The sequence below is a fragment of the Geofilum rubicundum JCM 15548 genome (genome assembly GCF_000974365.1).
Taxonomy (GTDB): domain Bacteria; phylum Bacteroidota; class Bacteroidia; order Bacteroidales; family Marinilabiliaceae; genus Geofilum; species Geofilum rubicundum.
Map to the genome: position 1 here is coordinate 1 of NZ_BAZW01000014.1, position 17,163 is coordinate 17,163.

Below are 17,163 nucleotides of genomic sequence, written 5' to 3' on the forward strand. Positions count from 1 at the left end.
TAATGTCGTCATATGCTAAAGAATTAAATGGTTGATCAAGCCTTGGATAAAAACTCCAGCTCCCTTTGGTGGTGCTGGAGTTTCAAAACTAAGTTACTGTTTTAAATATGTTATTTGAAAGTATTTACGCCTATTCTGCCATAGGTTTAAATACCCACACCCATCCCGGACTCCATGCAACCCCGGACATAAACAGGACCAGGCGGTCTTCTGTGAGTTCTATAATTTGGTACTCTTTTAGTCCATCGACCTGTACGCCTCCACCTTCTACGCCCAGTATATTGGCATCTCCAATTATGGTCAGTCTGGAGAAGTCTGAATTGAAAACCCAGGTGCTACCAGTTACTGGATCTGCATCGGGTGAAGCGTGGTAGGTAAAGTTGGGCCTACCGTCTAAATCAAAAGTCATCCGACCCAATTCATCCGTTGGTCCGTCCTCTGGTTGCCACCAGAAAGCGTTCCAGTCAGCATCCGTCATGTACCACCATTTGGTTAGGTCAGATTTGTCAAAAACCCAGGTTTTACTGCCTTCACCAACCAAATGTCCCCATTCTTCTGGGACTGCTACATCCAGAACAGTGATGTCAACGTCTATGGTTTTGGTCACATACTCCACCTTTGTTACGTCGCTATCGGGCAAATATCCTGAAGATACAACATAGGTAAATGTCTGAGTGCCAGTGATTGGGTAAAGCACCTCCACTTCATCACTAAAGCCTTTATTAATAGAATAGTTCCAATAGCCTGTGACGCCCGGGGTATTCATTTTTAAGGTGAATAGATTACTACCCGGTGAAGAATGAATGGCCAGCAATTCTATTTTTTCCGGATCGAAGCTGTTTTCCAACGCGTCTCGGTCCTCTATTGGCTCGCAGGATGTGATTAGCGCCAGGCAAGCTGATGCATATATGCCTATTTTTTTTAGTGTTTTCATAATGATCATTTTTAGTTTGAAACAATGCATGTTACCATCCCGGGTTCTGTTCGTAAAGGCCATCGGACAAACGAATTTCCGATTCAGGGATGGAAATCAGACCTTTGACTTCAGATCTGTAAGTGGCACTGTAGGTTCCTTCAACGCCGTTGTTGGTAACCGTGGCTGTTCTGCCAAAGTAATTGTTGGCACTGTTGTCCACGTCGCCCCATCGGACCAGGTCGAACCAGCGCACACCTTCAAACGCAAATTCGTGTTTGCGTTCATTCTTTAATACCTCCAGTGAATAGCTGACAGGTTCCAAGCCGGATCTGGCTCTTACAGTGTTTATGCCATCGGCGGTTTGTGTTAATTCTGAGTGCATTAACAGTACATCGGCGTAGCGTAAATAGTAGAAATCCTGAGCACTCCACAGCATATAGCTGTCGCTGTCGGCTCCCGGTCCATACATATAGTAGAACAGACCCTTTACACCATCCGGGCCATCGTGTTGTAGCTGAATGTATTTCTTATTGACCAGATCTGTCTGTAAAACACCGTTATTGGCATCCGGATTGTAACCTTCTACGCCCTCATCTGTGGCATTCAGGTCTAAAACTGAGCCGCGTTTGCGTGGGTCATCGTTCGACCATTCATTATAAAACACAGGGTTGACTGTTCCCCATCCCCATCCCTGACCGTAGGGGAGCAGGTCCTGACCGCGGATAGAGAAGAATAGAACGGCCCAATTCCGGAATTTGGTATTGTTCCAATCTGCAAAGGCATAACGTAAGGCAAACATCACCTCCTTGTTTCCCGTGCCGAAAGTTGAATGAGGACCATCCTGTCCAGTCCATTTGAGATCCTCATTTTCAGCCCATGGCAGGACTGTTTCTCCGGCGCTCTCATTGACATAGGCGTAGGGCCACAGGTTTCTGAAATCTGTGACCAGTTGATAACCACTGTTATTCATTACATCCTCTAAATGTTCGATGATGTGCGCTTTGTTGATAGCTGTTGCATCAGGCAGAAGAATCTCGCTTGTAGGCTGATTCTCTATATTGGTCATGTATCCTGTAAAATGCAAGTAGGTGCGGGCGAGGTAGGCTTTGGCAACCCATTTGTTGGCATGACCGTAATCGCTCAACAGGGTTGTGTTTATATTCACACTGCTCATAAGTGTGGCTGCCCTGTGAAAGTCGGCTGCTATTTGGCTGAAAGTCTCTGTGTAGGAAGATCTCGGTACATTGCGTAGGGCATCGGGCGTTAAAATAAGTGGCATGCCACCAAAGAAACGGGCCGCTCTGAACATTAGAAAGCCGCGCATAAAATACGTTTCTCCCAAAGCATTCTGTAAATAGGCATCAGCCTCTTCCTGACTGGCAAAAAAGGAAGAGAAATCGGCATCAGATAAAGCAGATATAATACTGTTGGCCCTAAATACGCCTTTGTATGTTTCAAGCCAGAGCGGATGATAGGTGTCTTCAGATGGATCGACAAATTCCGCTGCATTTAAAGCAAAGGCATCATCGGCACCACCACCTGAAAAAACAAGATCGCTCATCATGCTGGCGGCAATGTGCTCATCCGCAAGTCCTGTGCCTGTTTGTACATAAAGGGCGTTGTAAACGCCGGATAAGGCTTCCTCAATATCGGTAGGCGTACGGTAATAATTATCCGTGCTTTTTTGAAACAGGTTCCTGGTATCAAGGTGGTCATCACAACTACTGGTGATGACAACCAACCCAAGTGCTAAGGAAAATAGTATTTTTTTCATACGGGAATAATTTAATTTTTTAGTTGTCGTATGGAACTCCATGATGACTTTTTTTAAGGGTGTTTGTGTCAAAACGTAACATTCACACCCAACATAACCGTCCGTGGCAGAGGGTAAAGTCCCAGGTCAATGCCGGACGACCAACTGTCTGGTCCGTAGCCTACCTCGGGATCCATTCCGTCGTATTTGGTAAAAGTATAGAGGTTGTTTACAGAAACATAGACGGAGGCTGCCTGCATCCAATCCACCGAGTTCAATATTCTGTCTAGTTTATATCCAACAGTCAAATTGTTGACTCTTAGGAAATCCGCATCGTGCAAGTAGATGTCCGAGATGTAATTTGAGTTGGCATTGGCCACCGCGCTCAGGCGTGGTTGAGTGTTTGAGGTGCCCTCTCCGTGCCACCTGTTGAATACAGATGTAGAAAAATTTTGCATTGGAGAGCCAGAGAAATCACGATAGGATTGCATCACTTGCATGCCAAATTTTCCGGCCAATGTTGTATTGGCATAGAAACCTTTAAACTCAGCGTTTAATTGTATGCCCAATTCAAAATCAGGATGGGGTGTGCCTATTTTAACTTTGTCCGTTTCATTGATTACGCCATCGCCGTTTTGATCAACAAAGCGCACATCGCCTGGTCGACGCGGAGTATCCATTTCGGATCCGACTCTGATAGGGTCACCATCAGCCGTTACATAAGCATTCACTTCGGCATTGTTTTGGAATATCCCATCGGTTTTGTAACCATAAAAATAGCCGATGGGCTGGCCGACTTCAACACGTGATACATAAGCAGTTCCTTGTGCCAGAACGTCTGTTTCTCCGTGAATGATGCCTTCAGCATTGGCCAGTCGGGTTACTTTGTTTTTATTATGGGCGCCGCTCAAACTAATGCCATATTTAAAGGAGGTTTTTCTTTCATTCCAGGACAGCATCATTTCATATCCCTTGTTTTCCACATCGCCGCCGTTGATATATGGGGCATCTGCTCCGAAAGTCCCTAGTATGGGTGCGATAACCAGCCAGTCTTTGGTGGTTTTTTTATACCAATCGAGATTTAAGCCCAGCCGGGAATCCAGGAAATTGGCATCCAGTCCAATATTCAATTGCTCAGAAGTCTCCCATTTGACATCCGGGTTGGGGATGTTTGATGGAATGGAGGTGGAGGAAGAAACCAGCTTGTCAGCCCCGAAGTAGTAACCTCGTGATAAATAATTAATGTTGGAGGTGTAGATGAAGTTGCTGATGGACTGGTTGCCGTTTTGGCCCCAGCTGGCGCGCAGTTTGCCAAAGGTTATCCAGTCAGCGCTTTGCATGAAGTCTTCTTCGGTAAATATCCATCCGGTTGAAACAGATGGAAAATAACCCCATCGGTTATCCGGTGCAAAGTTGGAAGAGCCATCTGCTCTAAAAGTGATATCGAGCATGTATTTTTCCTTGAAGTTGTAGGAGGCGCGGCCCATGTAAGACATTAGCCCACCTCCTTGCGCGGCCCAGTCGCGCCCAGTGGCACTGATGTCTCCAATTGTTTCAACGTTTTGAACATTGTATAGGTAGGCATACTCTGGCAGACCAAAGGCTGAGCCTGACTTGGAGGCTTCCATGCTGGTGCTGAGCTCGTTCTTTAGCATCTCGGTGCCTGCCAGCAGGTTTATTTTATGGTGGTTGATTTTGAAGTCGTAGGTCAGTGTGTTGGTCCAGGTATAGGAAATGCCCTGGTACATACTTTGGGTAACCCGGTCTTTAGCCCGGCGTGACAGGTTGGCAAGGGCATACACCTGGTTGTAGGATCTGTTGTGTCCAAACCAGCCATTGATACCAAAGGATGATCTGTATTTCAAATTCATAACAGGCTCTATTACGGTAAATACATTACCTGACCGTGTTGCCTTTTCCCCAGCTGTTGTTGTGCCGGTCATACATCGTAGCAATGGGGTTGTGTTGATTTCTGTCAACCCCTTCTAAAGTGGGACTGTAGCCCATTGTCAGACGGTTGAGCGACTGCATATCATATTCCTGGGGCATAAAGGGATTGGTGATAATGGCATTGTGCAAGTCGTTCCAATAAATATCTCCGGCGGCTATGGTTCTGTTTTTCGTATTTGTGTAGGTAAAGTTCTCACCAACCGTCACAATGTTGTGCTTCTCATTTTTGAAAAGGACCATTTCGGTGTTCAGTCGAGCCGTCATTCTGCGGTAACCTGCATCGGTAATGTCGCCACCTACAATGCCACTCTGATTCAAATAGGAAAAACCCATGGCATAGACGATGTCATCAGAGGCCCCGGAAATATTGACCGAATGGCTCTGCATTTGGGCGTTGTCTTTAATCATTTCATCCACCCAGTCCGTTCCTTTCCAGCCGGATTGTAGTTTGTCCCAGACATGTTGCCCGTAGGCCTGTCCCAAGTTGCCGGGGTAGTTGCCGTCAAAATAGGTATTGCCATTAACAATCATGTTTTCCCAGTTGTAAGGAGCTGCTCCGTCGTTGAGTCTGGCCTCATTGAAAATGTACATATATTCCTGGGCATCTAAAACCGTTGGCTTTTTATAAAGATTCTGAACACCATAGTATCCGTCGTAGGTAACCTGAGCTTTACGACCTTTTACGCCTCTTTTAGTGGTAACAAGGATGACGCCATTGGCAGCTCGTGAGCCATATATGGCTGCCGATGCGGCATCTTTTAATACATCGATGGCTTCAATGTCTGAAGCGTTGAGATGATTAATGTTGGAGGCTGCCACCCCATCCACTATGTAAAGGGGGGCTGCATCACCTATGGTTCCCATGCCGCGGATGGTTACCTTTGTTCCAGCGCCGGGAGATCCGTTGTTTCTGGTTATCTGGACGCCTGGTGCAATCCCTTGAAGTGCCTCCATGGCTGTTGTGGTATTCAATTCTGCAATTTTTTCTCCACTGACATTGACATTGGCCCCGGTGACCAGCGCTTTCCGCTGAACGCCATAGCCAATGACAACCACTTCGTCCAGATCAGATAGATAATCCAGCATAACTACACTTATTTGGGTTTGTGTGCCAACCTCGATTTCTTGCGTTCTCATTCCTACAAATGAAAAGACAAGAATGGATGACTGGTCTTCCACTTCAATGGTGAATCGCCCATCCATATCTGTTATTACCCCGTTCTGCGTGCCTTTCTCCATGACTGTAAGTCCCGGAACAGGCTCATTGTTTGTGTCGTTTACAACACCGTTGACGCTTTGCTGTGCATAGGATGTCAGACCTATCAGTAAGCAAAAAATCAACACCAAATTTCTTCTTTTCATGGGTTTCATAGTTAAATAATAAATAAATCGACTGATTAAAGTTTAATGTTGAACCTTCCTGCAAAGTAAACTTCTGTGCAAAGATGTTAATTATTGCAATATAATGCAAGCGGTTGCGCAAATAAATTGTATTTTTGTTTTCGGATTGCACAACACAGTGCAAGTAGTTGATTGAGTTTTTAATAAAAATGATTTACGATGAGAACATTTCGACACCTATTGATGACAGCAGGATTACTCCTGTTGGTGCAATGTGGCTTAAAAAAGCCCAAGGAGAATTTGACCGGACAAATTTTAATTAATCATTTGGGTTACGATACCCAAGGCAGTAAGACCTTTGTTTTTCAGACAAAGGAAAGTCATGCGCCCGAATCATTCAGTTTGGTGGATCAGGATGGGAAGCTTGTTTTTGAGGGGGCATTCAAAAATGGTGGACCCATTGATAATTGGCATACGGGCAATGCTGTTGCCGGGGCTTTCTCTTCTTTTGATGTTCCCGGGAACTATCGGATTGAATTGGATTATATGGACAAAGCCTATGTCAGTGAGTATTTTTCAATAGCCCACCAGCAAATTGCTCAATCAACTTTAAGCCTCTTGATAAAGGGTATTCATTCCCAAAGAACTTCTGGCGTGTACAATGAAACAGACCAGCAAATGGGCTTTTTTGGCGATCGGGCGGATGTTGTTGATGTCAGCGGCGGGTGGTACGATGCATCGGGCGACAGGAGTAAGTATTTGAGTCACCTGAGTTATGCCAATTTTATGAATCCGCAACAAGCCCCAATGGTTGTATGGAATTTTCTTGAGGCTGCCCACAGGCTCTCCAATTACAGGTTTGAAGACGTGGTGGAGACGCGGCAAAAAATGCTTGATGAGGCATTACATGGTGCCGACTGGTTGGTTAAAATGCAGGATGCAGCTGGCTATTTCTATCTGAATGTGTTCGACAATTGGTCCTGGGATCCTGAAAAAAGAGAAATTTGTGCTTACATCGGTCAGGAAGGTATTAAAAACGAATACTACCAGGCGGGCTACCGGGAGGGTGGCGGTATGTCTATTGCTGCTTTAGCCAGAGTGGCCGGCGATCAATTGGGCAATGAGTCTGCCACCAATCAATACCTCTCTGCTGCCATAAAGGGGTTTGAGCATTTGGAGGAGAATAACCTGAAATACCTTGCCAATGGGGAAGAGAATGTGATTGATGACTACTGCGCTTTAATGGCAGCTACAGAGCTCTTTTATGCTTCCAATGATCACAAGTATCTGCAGGCTGCCAGAAAAAGGATGCATCGGCTGACCGGCCGTTTATCCAATGATGAGAATGCCAGGGGTTTTTGGTTGGCAGATTCTGCGACGAACAGACCCTTTTTCCATGCGGCTGAAGCTGGTCTGCCCATTGTCGCATTGGTGAGGTATCTGCAATTGGAAGCGGATTCATCTCATAGAAATAAAGCTGTAGAAGCTATCCGGCGTGCAGTGGATTTTGAATTGGCAATAACAAATGAAGTACATAACCCGTTCGGTTATGCCCGGCAATACGTTAAGGCTACCATTGAAATTCCTAATCGAACAGCTTTTTTTATACCACAAAACAACGAAACCGGCTATTGGTGGCAGGGTGAAAATGCGCGCATAGCTTCTTTGTCCGCAGCTATGAGGTTAGCGTTGCCTTATTTGGACAGCAACAAAGAAGAAGAGGTGCTTGGTTATGCAGCCAATCAGATTAATTGGATTTTGGGCCTTAATCCATATGATATTTGCATGTTGGATGGTCGCGGAAGAAATAATCCGAAATATGCAGAAGGTGAAAAAGAAATGAATGTGTCAGGATGTGTTTCTAATGGAATTACAGCGGGTTTTGGTAATGAAAGAGATATCGCTTTTTACCCTGATCCATACAGAAATGATCCTTCGCATAAGTGGAGGTGGGGTGAGCAATGGTTGCAACATGGATCATGGCTGATGCTAGCGATTTCATTATCATTGCAGTGATTACGTTTGTTAAACAATATTTCTTAATTTTGCCAGCGAAAACGGATTTGTAATTAAGAATTAACGGATGCCCGCATCAAACGTAACCATCAATGACATTGCCCGGGAATTAAAGGTAGCACCATCTACCATCTCCCGGGCGCTTAATAATAAGAGTCAGATTAGTGAGAAAACTAAGAAGATGGTTCGGCAAAAGGCTGCTGAATTAGGTTATGATATTAATTTGGTGGCCTCTGGTTTGTCAAAGAATAAATCAACCATAATCGGCGTATTGCTGCCTAACATCAACCGTTATTTTTTCAGTCAGGTTGTGAGTGGGATTGAGTCTGTTGCGAATGATAAAGGTTATCAGATAATCATTGCACAGACCAATGAATCGTTGGAGCGCGAGATCGAAGTTGCCCGAATGTTTAACTCCACCGTGTTGCCGGGGTTATTGCCTGCTTGTCGGTTAAGACAACGGATGTTTCTCATCTTGAAAAGCTTAAGAAAAATGGGATCCCTCTTGTTTTGTTCGATCGGGTAGATTATGCAATGGATTGCCAAAAAATAATTGTAGACAATTTTGACGGGGCGTTTCAGGCCGTATCCCATCTTATAAAAACAGGATGTAAAAAGATCGCTCATTTGGGTGGGCCTTCTGACTGTAAAGTGTTTCAGGAAAGGGCAAGAGGATTTCAGGAGGCCTTGGAAATTAACCAAATAGAATTGTTGCCCAATTTTTTATTGGCAACAGATTTGACACACGAAGATGTGCGTGGGGTTTTTAAAAGATGGATGACGGCCCTTCAACGGCCGGATGGGATTTTGTAGCAGGCAGTGATGCCGGCTTATTGTTCACCAAAATGGCCGTTGAAGCAGGAATAAAGGTTCCCGACGAATTGGCCATTGTTACCTTTGGCGATGAACCGGCCAATGAGTATATATGTCCGTCTCTGTCGGCCGTTGAAATGCCGGGGTATGACATGGGAAGAACTTCTATAAGTCAATTGTTTGATGCGATAGAAGGTCGTTCCGGCGATTCGGGGACGATCGTTAAGCCACTTCAACTAATCGTTAGAAGGAGTTCTTTTAAAAGAGATTAAGAAATAGTTGGCCGCTTTTTTATAGCTGACTACTTTTATAGATTGATACGGATACAGGTGTATAACTCATTGATATTATTATGATTAAAGATCTATCGCAAAATGAGCAATCCGTCATAGGGGTTTTTTTAGGAGGGAAGATCCTGCGGGCAGGACGGGTCAATAACAATGTGGTGGAGGCGTCTGTTTCCATGGAAATTGACAACTACGGTAGTGAAGAGGAGATTCTCAGTCAGATGATGGAAGCCATTGAAAAAGTCATAACGCCGGAAGTTGTGGGTGTTGGCATCGGCGTGCCCAGTCTGGTAGATGTTTCCCGCGGCATTGTTTACAATGTGGAACATATTCCCTCCTGGCGACAGGTTCAACTGGCCGATTTGCTTAAATCGCGTTTTGAGATAGATATTTATGTGAACAATGATGCCAATTGCTTTGCCGTTGGTGAGAAATATTACGGTAAAGGTCGCCCCTACAGTAACATGGTTGGGGTAATTGCCGGTGAAGGGCTTGGCGTGGGAATCATTACCAATGACAGGCTCTATTCCGGCACCAATTGTGGAGCCGGTGAGTTTGGTTATATTCCTTACCGGGACCATAACTATGAGCATTACTGTACCCCCGGTTATTTTGAATTGAAGTATGGGATGAGAAGTAAGACTTTGCTTGCCAGAGCAAAGAAGGAGGATAAAATAGCCTTGGCTATTTTAGAACAGTTTGGCATAGATATGGGCCATTTTATTCAAACCATCTTATTCGCGCTCGATCCTCAGTGCATTATTCTGGGAGGGCCAATTGCTTCTTTTTATCCTTTCTTTGAATCCCATGTGTGGAAGGTTCTAAGGAAATTTCCTTATCCTAAATCTGTGGAAAATCTGACGATTGCCGTCAGCGATGAGCCGGATGTTTCAATTTTGGGAGCTGCGGCGCTCTATTTTGACGCCAAACAGCAATACTGATTTTTTTGGCGAATGGTTTATTTTGATTGTATTACTTGTTATCTTTGTTGGAGTTGAAAAAAATGATCAGTGTTGGTTCCTGGTCATGGTCTTTCTGTTTATTTGGTGTTTGTATTTGTGACAGGCTAAAATTGAAAAACAAATATTTACACTATGATGAGAAAATTGATTAAAGTAACACCCCTCTTTCTGGCGGTGTTCTTTAGCTGCTATAACTCTGTTTCCGCTCAAAGGCAGGGCAATATTGTTGAATACTTCGGAAAAGAGAAGTATGAAGAAACCAAAGAAGGTTCCATTATTCATGTTTTTGAGGAGGGACTCGTGCTGGAACATGCGGCACGCAGCGGCGTTTTGTTCGGCAGTCAGGACATGGTTGCCTGGCAACTGGCCAACAATTCTTTTAAGACGCCTTTAGAGGGAGAGGAGCTGGCTAGCTATCCGGGAACAGATGCCCCCTTGAAATGGCGTGCTATTTCAGCAGATACTGCTCAAGTATTTAGAGATCGAAATTTAAGACGTGGATATCTGTATACCAGCTTTGATGCACCTGTTGAAGAGGTGGTTCTTTTGGAAGCCACCGGCCATACCAGGGTTTATATCAATGGCATGGTTCAGGAGGGCGATCACTACGATTTTGGTTATACCCTGATTCCTTTTCGCCTAAAGAAAGGGACGAATCAATTTATTTATACCCCGGGCCGCTTTGGTCGGGTAGCTGCCAAGCTGGTGGTCCCCGCTCAGGAGGTGATGTTAATCAACCGCGATTTGACTTTGCCAGATATTATAAATGGCGAGGCAGAAGAGAAATGGGGCGCAGTGCGCCTATTGAATGCCACCGACAAGGACTTGAAGGACGTGAAGATTGAGTGTGTTCTTGAAACGGGTGAGCGCGCTGTTTTTGCCACCGATGCGGTGATGCCGATGGCGGTCCGCAAGGTGAAATTCAGAGTTCCCGGTGTTAAGGATGCCTTCAAAACCGGAAGTGTTAAAGCCACGCTGATTCTTTCGGATGGAAGAGGACGGGAGTTGGACAGGACCGAAATAGAACTGCAGCAGCGTCCTGCAACGGATCACCATGAGCGCACCTTTATCAGCCAGATAGACGGTAGCGTTCAGTATTACAGTGTGGCGCCTTCCACGGAGGTGGCCGACGGACAAGCTTTGGTTTTGTCGGTGCATGGTGCTTCGGTGGAAGCGCGCAATCAGGCACGTGCTTACAAGAAAAAGGATTGGGCGCACATAGTGGCACCTACCAACCGTCGTCCCTTTGGTTTCAACTGGGAGGAGTGGGGACGCATCGATGCCATGGAGGTACTGGCTGAAGCCAAAAAAGTCTTTAAAACAGAAGACTCATTGACCTACTTGACAGGGCATTCAATGGGGGGACATGGCACCTGGTATTTGGGCGTGACGTATCCCGATCAGTTTGCTGCCATTGCACCCTGTGCCAGTTATCCCGATATCATTGGTTATCGCCGTGCCGGAAACGATTCCATCCTGGAGGCGGATAGGCACTACAGCCAAATCAAGCGGGCGGCCAATGCCGGTCGCACCTTGAGCCTAAAGCGCAACTATTTGCAATCGGGTGTTTATATTTTGCATGGTGATGCCGATAATGTGGTCAGTGTGGACCAGGCCCGGTTGATGCGCAGCACCCTCGGTGAGTTTCACAATAATTTTAGCTATTATGAATACCCCGGCGGTTCTCACTGGTATGGCGATCACAGTGTGGATTGGTTCCCCATTTTCGATTATTTTAAGTGGCATGCCATCCCTGCTGCTAAAAATGTGCAGCACATAGAATTCCATACCGCTTCTCCGGCTGTCTCGGCCCAGAATTACTGGGTCAGAATTGAGCAGCAACCCAGATCATGGGACTTTTCCAATGTCGTATTTGATGTGAAGGGGGATTCCATTATCGGATCGGTTGAAAATGTGTCGGTCCTCACGCTGAATCTTTCCCAGTTGAATCTGGAGAACGACCCAGTCGTGGTGATAGACGGGACCAGTATTCAGGGTCAAAAAGGAATGGACCTGACCATTGAAAATGCAGGTGATGGCTGGCAGTCGGTCAGCCAGGTAAAGACGGCCGAAAAATATTCCCTGCGTCACGGGGGCTTCAAGACGGCTTTTGACAATAATGTTGTGTTTGTTTATGCCACCGGCGGTTCAAAAGAAGAAAACGCGTGGTATCTTAATAAAGCGCGTTTTGATGCCGAAACCTTTTTGTACCGTGGCAATGCTTCCATTGATGTGGTTTCGGATAAGGCATTTAACGCGAAGGAGTATAAGGACCGGAATGTGATTATCTATGGCAACGCCAGCAATAACGCCGCCTGGAAAAAAGTGCTGCGTAATGCCCCCTTGCATGTGGCTAATGGTGAGATTCGCTTCGGTGACGAAGTGCTAAAGGGTGATGATTTGGGAACCTATTTTGTTTATCCTCGATTTGACAGTGCCACAGCCAGTGTCGGTGTAGTGGCAGGAACTGGTCTGAAAGGGATGAAGGCGACCTATGCCAATAACTATTTTTCCGGCATCACCGGTTTCCCGGATGTGATGGTTTTTTCTGCCGATTATTTGAAGACTGGTCTGGAGGACATAAAAATATCCGGGTTCTTTGGGCGTGACTGGAGCATCGGGAAAGGTGAATTTAGTAAGTAGTAAATATCTGCAGCTATGCTGCTAAAGTGTGAAAAAAGGGCGCAGATATTTTTGGTCTGTGCCCTTTTAGATGGTGTAAAGAATTCAACGGGTCATAGAATTCTTTAAAGCGATGTGTTTCGAAATAATGCTGTGGTCAAAAGAGTTCTCCTACAATGCGTTTGCCATGGTATTGGGAGGCGCCTGTTAATTGATGTAGCTCGCTTATATTGTCTTTGGTAACACCGCCTGCCACAATTATGCGCAGATCTTTCTGGTGTTCGGTCATCTTTCTTAAGACATCCGCCCCAGCCATTGCCGATGGGGCTTTGCCCGAAGTGAGAATGGCATTCACGCCTTTTATGGACTGCAGTTGCTGCATGGAGCAAAGGTGTCCGGCGTGTCGTCAATGGCCTTGTGAATAACCACATTGAGCGGCTTTGCCAGTTCGATGAGGGGGCGCATGGCTTCCAGGTCCAGCTCATTGTCCTTGTTCAGTATGCCCAAAACCACGCCATCCACGCCAATGTCCTGGCAGAGCAGGATGGACTGGCGCATCTGATCCAATTCAGCGGGCGTATAAATGAAATCCCCGCCTCGTGGACGAATCATTACCCGGATGGGAATCTTCAGCGCCTTTTTGACGGCGCGGATCAGATCTTCCGACGGTGTGGTGCCGTCCAGGTCGAGCCGGTCGCACAGTTCTACCCGCCCGGCGCCTTTTTGCTCAGCGGTGATGCACTGCTCCAGTGTTTCAACGCAGGCTTCAAGGATAATGGATGCTGTGTCTAATGTATTTTGCATGTCCCAGGATTGTTTTCTGTTGGTAAACTAATTTGTTGGAAAGTTGATAATAATTGCTCGCAAACACCAATTTTATAACCAGAAGAAAAGTAAAGTACTTCTCCCTTGGGGTTGACTAAAATAACAACGGGAAGCTCTCCTTTCAATTCCCGGTTAAGGTGATCTGATAATTGTGGCATTATTTCGGGCGCCACACCAAAAACCGAATGGGCGGGTAAAACGTACGATTCGGGGGCGAAGGTGTCGGTGCGTTTTTCTTCGGGGACAAAAAACAGGAAGGGCAGGAGGGCCTCATCAAAGGTGCTTTTTAAATTCTTGAGATCCCTGAGTACATGCCGGGTGGGTTCTTTGCCGGGATCGAGCCAGACCATGGCCATGGCGCCATAGGTCTCTACAAGTTGTCCGGTTTCCACTTTAGAGCCATCCATTTTTTGAATGAAGGCGGGTAGTTCAAAGGTGGTGATGACTTCCATCTGGGACTCCCGTTGGCGAAGAATGACCGGAAGCACGGTGGTCGCTTCGGCGGCCATGGTAAAAAAGGACACCCGTGACAATACGGTGCCGTCATTCTGGCGTTGGCCGGTGACCAGCATGTATTCGCCGGCATCCAAGGGGATTTCTGACGGAAAAGCACTGATCTCCTTGGCATACGGAAATTCGAGCGTTTTATAAAATCCGTTTTCATACTTGGCCAGTGTGAAATGCTGATAATACTTACATGGTTCATCCCCTTGATAGTTGAGTTGCAGGCTTCCTTGTGCCTGTGTTTGACCGGGAGCTGAATAAGGGGAAAAGACGGTATGCCATATTCCTTCCCGGTGAAATTTCACATGGCCGGTAACTTCATCAATGAGCGCTGGCACGCCTGCTGTGCGGCACATGGCCACAAACAGCAGGTGGCGGTCGTGCGCGTCGCCGGCCTTCATACTGAAAGTGCCTTGCGGTACAGCCGCTGTTTCAATGTAATGCTCATCTGCACCAAGCAGTTTAATGTGGTCGTTGATCCACTGCTCAGCCACTAAAGGATTCTGGGATATTTTCAGCCAGAAAGATTCCGGAAAATGGGGTCGAAGGCTGGCTTTGTAGCCGGTCAGTTTTTCGAGGGCAATGCGGGGGTTAAGCACATACTTAACCCAAATGTCATGCGCGGTTTCCTCGGCAGATGGCGTGTGTTGCAGATGACTCAAAAGAACGGATGCAGGTGCGTCCCGCAGGTCTTTTTCAGAGATGACCTCCAATAAATCAAAGACCAGTGATCTCTTTTCAGCCGGCATTTGTTCCATCACGTTACAAAGGTCCCGCCAGTTGCCTCTGGATTTTTGGATGATTTGAGCAAATACCTCCTGGTCGATTTCCAGCTTGCGTGCCAACTGAATGGCTTCTTCTTCCGACATAAAAGTAGCTTCGTAGGCTGTGCGAATGGAGTCTTCATAGGCCAGTCTGCGGTTGTTGGCTGCTCTGCCGGTTTCGTTGACAGGTAGCGGAGCTTTTGCTACCGGTGGAACCAGGTCGAAATCCCAGGCAGCATTTGCAGGCGTCTGTTCATCCATCACCAGATGCAGCGTGTCGGTTGTGGCTACTGACACTTTTTCAAAACGATAGTGCCGGCTATCGCCTGCCCAGACCAAAATGTCGCCCAGCCCCAGCCGCAGTTGTGACAACCCCTGACGGTCGGTTTTGAGTGTGGCCAGCGGATAGAATTCTGCATAATTGTAAAGCAGGTAGCGCACCGAAACATCCTGCATGGGACGCTGGTCCTTGTCCGTCACTTTAACAAAGAGCGTTTTGGCATCGGCATATAAATCGGTCTGGTTGAGTCTGGTGTAGTTGGACTTCTGCTTGACAATCAGGTCGGATGGATAGTGACCCGGCGTCGTTGTGGCCGTTAACATAGCTCTGCGGGCAGCCTCGGTGAACCAGCCCATGTTCACGTCTGGCTCCGGCTCGCATGCCCCATAGTAATGCCATTGGCCGTCGGCCCAAAACTCTACCCAGGCATGGTTGTCGTCCTGGTGCGCCCATCGGGGCGTGTAGATTTGCCGGGCCGGAATACCCACTGCGCGCAGGGCGGTAACCGTTAGAACAGATTCTTCACCACAACGCCCATAGGCCGTTTTTATGGTGGCCAACGGCGCTGAGGTGCGGATGTCGGTGCCCTGATACACCACCTTTTCATGGCACCAGTGGTTCACTTCAAGGGCCGCTTCGGTCATGGTCATGCCTTTTAGCCGGGGCAACAGCTCATGGAAAATGACCTGACGGGCACTGTCCATGTTTTCATTGCCTGCCCGCGGAGGCAGTACGAAATGCAGGAAGTCGTCCTCACTCATCATTTGTCCCCATGGAAAACTGTCGCGCGCCGCCAGTGCGCCGCGCACCTGATTCAGGAAAAAGGCCCCGTCGTAGTTGCTTAAATCACTTAGCGTAGAATAGGCATAAAGAAACTGAAGGGCCTCCTGCTCCTGAAGGTTGGCACTGTCCATGACCGATAGCAAGGCCTCGCTTCTTTCGTGTAGCAGTTGCGCCTTTCGGGCCTCATACCTTTCCAGTACCGCCTTCCTTTTTTCGGGGTCTTGGATGAGGTGCTGCCGGCTGTTGTTGCAAGCCCAGACGAAACCATCATTTCTAATATGCCACCAGGTTTTGGTGCCGGGTAATTGTATTCTGGCCACGTATTGTTGTCCCATGCTCACCATTTCCGGCACCAGCATTCGTCCAGCCAATTGAATACGCTCCATTTCTATCTCTTCGAGCGTGGCCGGCCGCTTATGGATGGCCATAAAGTTGCGCTGCCGGTAATATATGTTGCGCAAGGCCCATTTGAGGGACTCATCGGCGGGCATCACGAAGGGGTTGGTGGGTTGGCCGACTGCCGTTTCAGAAAAAGACAAAAAGCCCCAAAATTCGGGTCGATGCATGTCAATGACCCCTTGGGGGGACCAGACCCAGTTTTCTTCCGGCAGAAGTTTTCCCTGGTCATCCTTCTTTTTATGGTATTGGCCATCTCTTATTTCGGTATGCCATTGAACTCTTGAAAAATTGATGCGCCATAGGTCACCCTCCTTTGGCTGGTGCCGGCGATTGACCTCCTTGATAACCGACATAGGAATGGCCATTTCCAATGTCCATCCTTCATCCCGATCGCCCGGATTGTTCAATGTGCCGTTGATCACAATGGCCTGTTTCAGGCCTTTTATGTCCCAGTTGTTCACCACCATTCCGCCATCTCGATAGGGTTTGGTTAACATCAAATCCCAGACCGTTCCCAGAGTGTTGACTTCGTATTCGAGGTAGTTGTGGGTATCTCCTGTGGGGTCTATAAAAATTTCAAAGTCGTTGTCGTGAAAAATGACCGCATCCCTTTGGGTAATGGTGCCCCAGATGTCGGGTTCTTCCAATTCTGCCGCCACATAAAGGTAGCTGTCATCCCACAGCATTTTTACCCGTGTGCGGAAGGTGGGAGCCGGCAAAGCCGGCCCCTGTATGTCCTGAAAATCTTCTGTCCATTGAGCGGCCGCCCAGTCTGCCTCATCTAAAGAGCCATCGATGATGATCTGCGAAGTGGTTCTCTGGCAGATATAGCTTAAGGGATTGTAGCGGGCCTCGTCCGCTGCAAAGGGTTGGTCCGCTTTAATGTGAAGACTGATTAGTAAGAAAAGGACCATGCCTCCTGCCCCTATTTTCGTTCTCATCTCTTTT

Annotated in this window: 13 protein-coding genes; 6 read left to right on the forward strand and 7 right to left on the reverse strand. The window is 47.1% G+C overall.

Annotated features, from left to right (window positions below; genetic code table 11):
* Window positions 1–130: 130 nt before the first annotated feature.
* The 4 genes from JCM15548_RS08590 to JCM15548_RS25270 all read right to left on the reverse strand — a co-directional run bounded on the left by JCM15548_RS08590 (window position 131) and on the right by JCM15548_RS25270 (window position 5,981).
* Entirely contained in the window at window positions 131–934 is an 804-nt protein-coding gene (locus tag JCM15548_RS08590; protein ID WP_062124408.1) for a hypothetical protein, read from the reverse strand.
* A gap of 31 nt (window positions 935–965) precedes the next feature.
* Window positions 966–2,690, reverse strand: coding sequence for a RagB/SusD family nutrient uptake outer membrane protein (locus JCM15548_RS08595; protein WP_062124410.1), 1,725 nt, complete (start codon window positions 2,688–2,690; stop codon window positions 966–968).
* A gap of 68 nt (window positions 2,691–2,758) precedes the next feature.
* Window positions 2,759–4,540 carry a SusC/RagA family TonB-linked outer membrane protein gene (locus JCM15548_RS25265; RefSeq protein ID WP_369403688.1) on the reverse strand — a complete coding sequence of 594 codons (1,782 nt, stop codon included), beginning with the start codon at window positions 4,538–4,540 and terminating at the stop codon, window positions 2,759–2,761.
* Between the two features lie 25 nt (window positions 4,541–4,565).
* Window positions 4,566–5,981 (reverse strand): SusC/RagA family TonB-linked outer membrane protein, encoded by a 1,416-nt coding sequence (locus tag JCM15548_RS25270; protein ID WP_262486961.1) that lies wholly within the window; start codon window positions 5,979–5,981, stop codon window positions 4,566–4,568.
* A gap of 198 nt (window positions 5,982–6,179) precedes the next feature.
* Between JCM15548_RS25270 and JCM15548_RS08605 the strand changes: the two genes are divergently transcribed.
* From JCM15548_RS08605 to JCM15548_RS08630, 6 genes are all read left to right on the forward strand, one after another.
* Window positions 6,180–7,976: a glycoside hydrolase family 9 protein gene (locus JCM15548_RS08605; RefSeq protein WP_083985051.1), complete on the forward strand. Its 1,797-nt coding sequence runs from the start codon at window positions 6,180–6,182 to the stop codon at window positions 7,974–7,976.
* A 67-nt stretch (window positions 7,977–8,043) separates the two neighbouring features.
* Window positions 8,044–8,502, forward strand: coding sequence for a LacI family DNA-binding transcriptional regulator (locus JCM15548_RS08610; protein ID WP_062124414.1), 459 nt, complete (start codon window positions 8,044–8,046; stop codon window positions 8,500–8,502).
* A complete protein-coding gene (locus tag JCM15548_RS26690; RefSeq protein ID WP_162198198.1) occupies window positions 8,421–8,789 on the forward strand; it encodes a substrate-binding domain-containing protein in 369 nt (122 codons plus the stop codon). The genes JCM15548_RS08610 and JCM15548_RS26690 overlap by 82 nt, the downstream gene beginning before the upstream one ends.
* A complete protein-coding gene (locus JCM15548_RS26695) occupies window positions 8,750–9,061 on the forward strand; it encodes a substrate-binding domain-containing protein (RefSeq protein WP_062124419.1) in 312 nt (103 codons plus the stop codon). Before JCM15548_RS26690 ends, JCM15548_RS26695 begins: the two co-directional genes overlap by 40 nt.
* Before the next feature lie 80 nt (window positions 9,062–9,141).
* Complete coding sequence (locus tag JCM15548_RS08625) at window positions 9,142–10,017, forward strand: ROK family protein (RefSeq protein WP_062124421.1); 876 nt, start codon at window positions 9,142–9,144, stop codon at window positions 10,015–10,017.
* Window positions 10,018–10,170: 153 nt separating this feature from the next.
* Window positions 10,171–12,681 carry an alpha/beta hydrolase-fold protein gene (locus tag JCM15548_RS08630; protein ID WP_227625619.1) on the forward strand — a complete coding sequence of 837 codons (2,511 nt, stop codon included), beginning with the start codon at window positions 10,171–10,173 and terminating at the stop codon, window positions 12,679–12,681.
* 136 nt (window positions 12,682–12,817) lie between these two features.
* On the opposite strand, the gene JCM15548_RS25275 is transcribed toward JCM15548_RS08630, so the two are convergent.
* The 3 genes from JCM15548_RS25275 to JCM15548_RS08645 are packed head-to-tail and all read right to left on the reverse strand — an operon-like array spanning window position 12,818 to window position 17,156.
* Window positions 12,818–13,042: a copper homeostasis protein CutC gene (locus JCM15548_RS25275; RefSeq protein WP_062124424.1), complete on the reverse strand. Its 225-nt coding sequence runs from the start codon at window positions 13,040–13,042 to the stop codon at window positions 12,818–12,820.
* Window positions 13,021–13,464, reverse strand: a complete 444-nt coding sequence (locus tag JCM15548_RS08640) for a copper homeostasis protein CutC (RefSeq protein WP_062124426.1) — start codon at window positions 13,462–13,464, stop codon at window positions 13,021–13,023. The genes JCM15548_RS25275 and JCM15548_RS08640 overlap by 22 nt, the downstream gene beginning before the upstream one ends.
* A complete protein-coding gene (locus JCM15548_RS08645) occupies window positions 13,449–17,156 on the reverse strand; it encodes a transglutaminase domain-containing protein (protein WP_062124428.1) in 3,708 nt (1,235 codons plus the stop codon). The genes JCM15548_RS08640 and JCM15548_RS08645 overlap by 16 nt, the downstream gene beginning before the upstream one ends.
* Window positions 17,157–17,163: the final 7 nt, after the last annotated feature.

Coding starts and splice junctions, on each gene's coding strand:
- JCM15548_RS08590 (WP_062124408.1), bottom strand. CDS start 934: ATGAAAACACTAAAAAAAATAGGCATATATGCATCAGCTTGCCTGGCG.
- JCM15548_RS08595 (WP_062124410.1), bottom strand. CDS start 2,690: ATGAAAAAAATACTATTTTCCTTAGCACTTGGGTTGGTTGTCATCACC.
- JCM15548_RS25265 (WP_369403688.1), bottom strand. CDS start 4,540: ATGAATTTGAAATACAGATCATCCTTTGGTATCAATGGCTGGTTTGGA.
- JCM15548_RS25270 (WP_262486961.1), bottom strand. CDS start 5,981: ATGAAAAGAAGAAATTTGGTGTTGATTTTTTGCTTACTGATAGGTCTG.
- JCM15548_RS08605 (WP_083985051.1), top strand. CDS start 6,180: ATGAGAACATTTCGACACCTATTGATGACAGCAGGATTACTCCTGTTG.
- JCM15548_RS08610 (WP_062124414.1), top strand. CDS start 8,044: ATGCCCGCATCAAACGTAACCATCAATGACATTGCCCGGGAATTAAAG.
- JCM15548_RS26695 (WP_062124419.1), top strand. CDS start 8,750: ATGGATGACGGCCCTTCAACGGCCGGATGGGATTTTGTAGCAGGCAGT.
- JCM15548_RS08625 (WP_062124421.1), top strand. CDS start 9,142: ATGATTAAAGATCTATCGCAAAATGAGCAATCCGTCATAGGGGTTTTT.
- JCM15548_RS08630 (WP_227625619.1), top strand. CDS start 10,171: ATGATGAGAAAATTGATTAAAGTAACACCCCTCTTTCTGGCGGTGTTC.
- JCM15548_RS25275 (WP_062124424.1), bottom strand. CDS start 13,042: ATGCAGCAACTGCAGTCCATAAAAGGCGTGAATGCCATTCTCACTTCG.
- JCM15548_RS08640 (WP_062124426.1), bottom strand. CDS start 13,464: ATGCAAAATACATTAGACACAGCATCCATTATCCTTGAAGCCTGCGTT.
- JCM15548_RS08645 (WP_062124428.1), bottom strand. CDS start 17,156: ATGAGAACGAAAATAGGGGCAGGAGGCATGGTCCTTTTCTTACTAATC.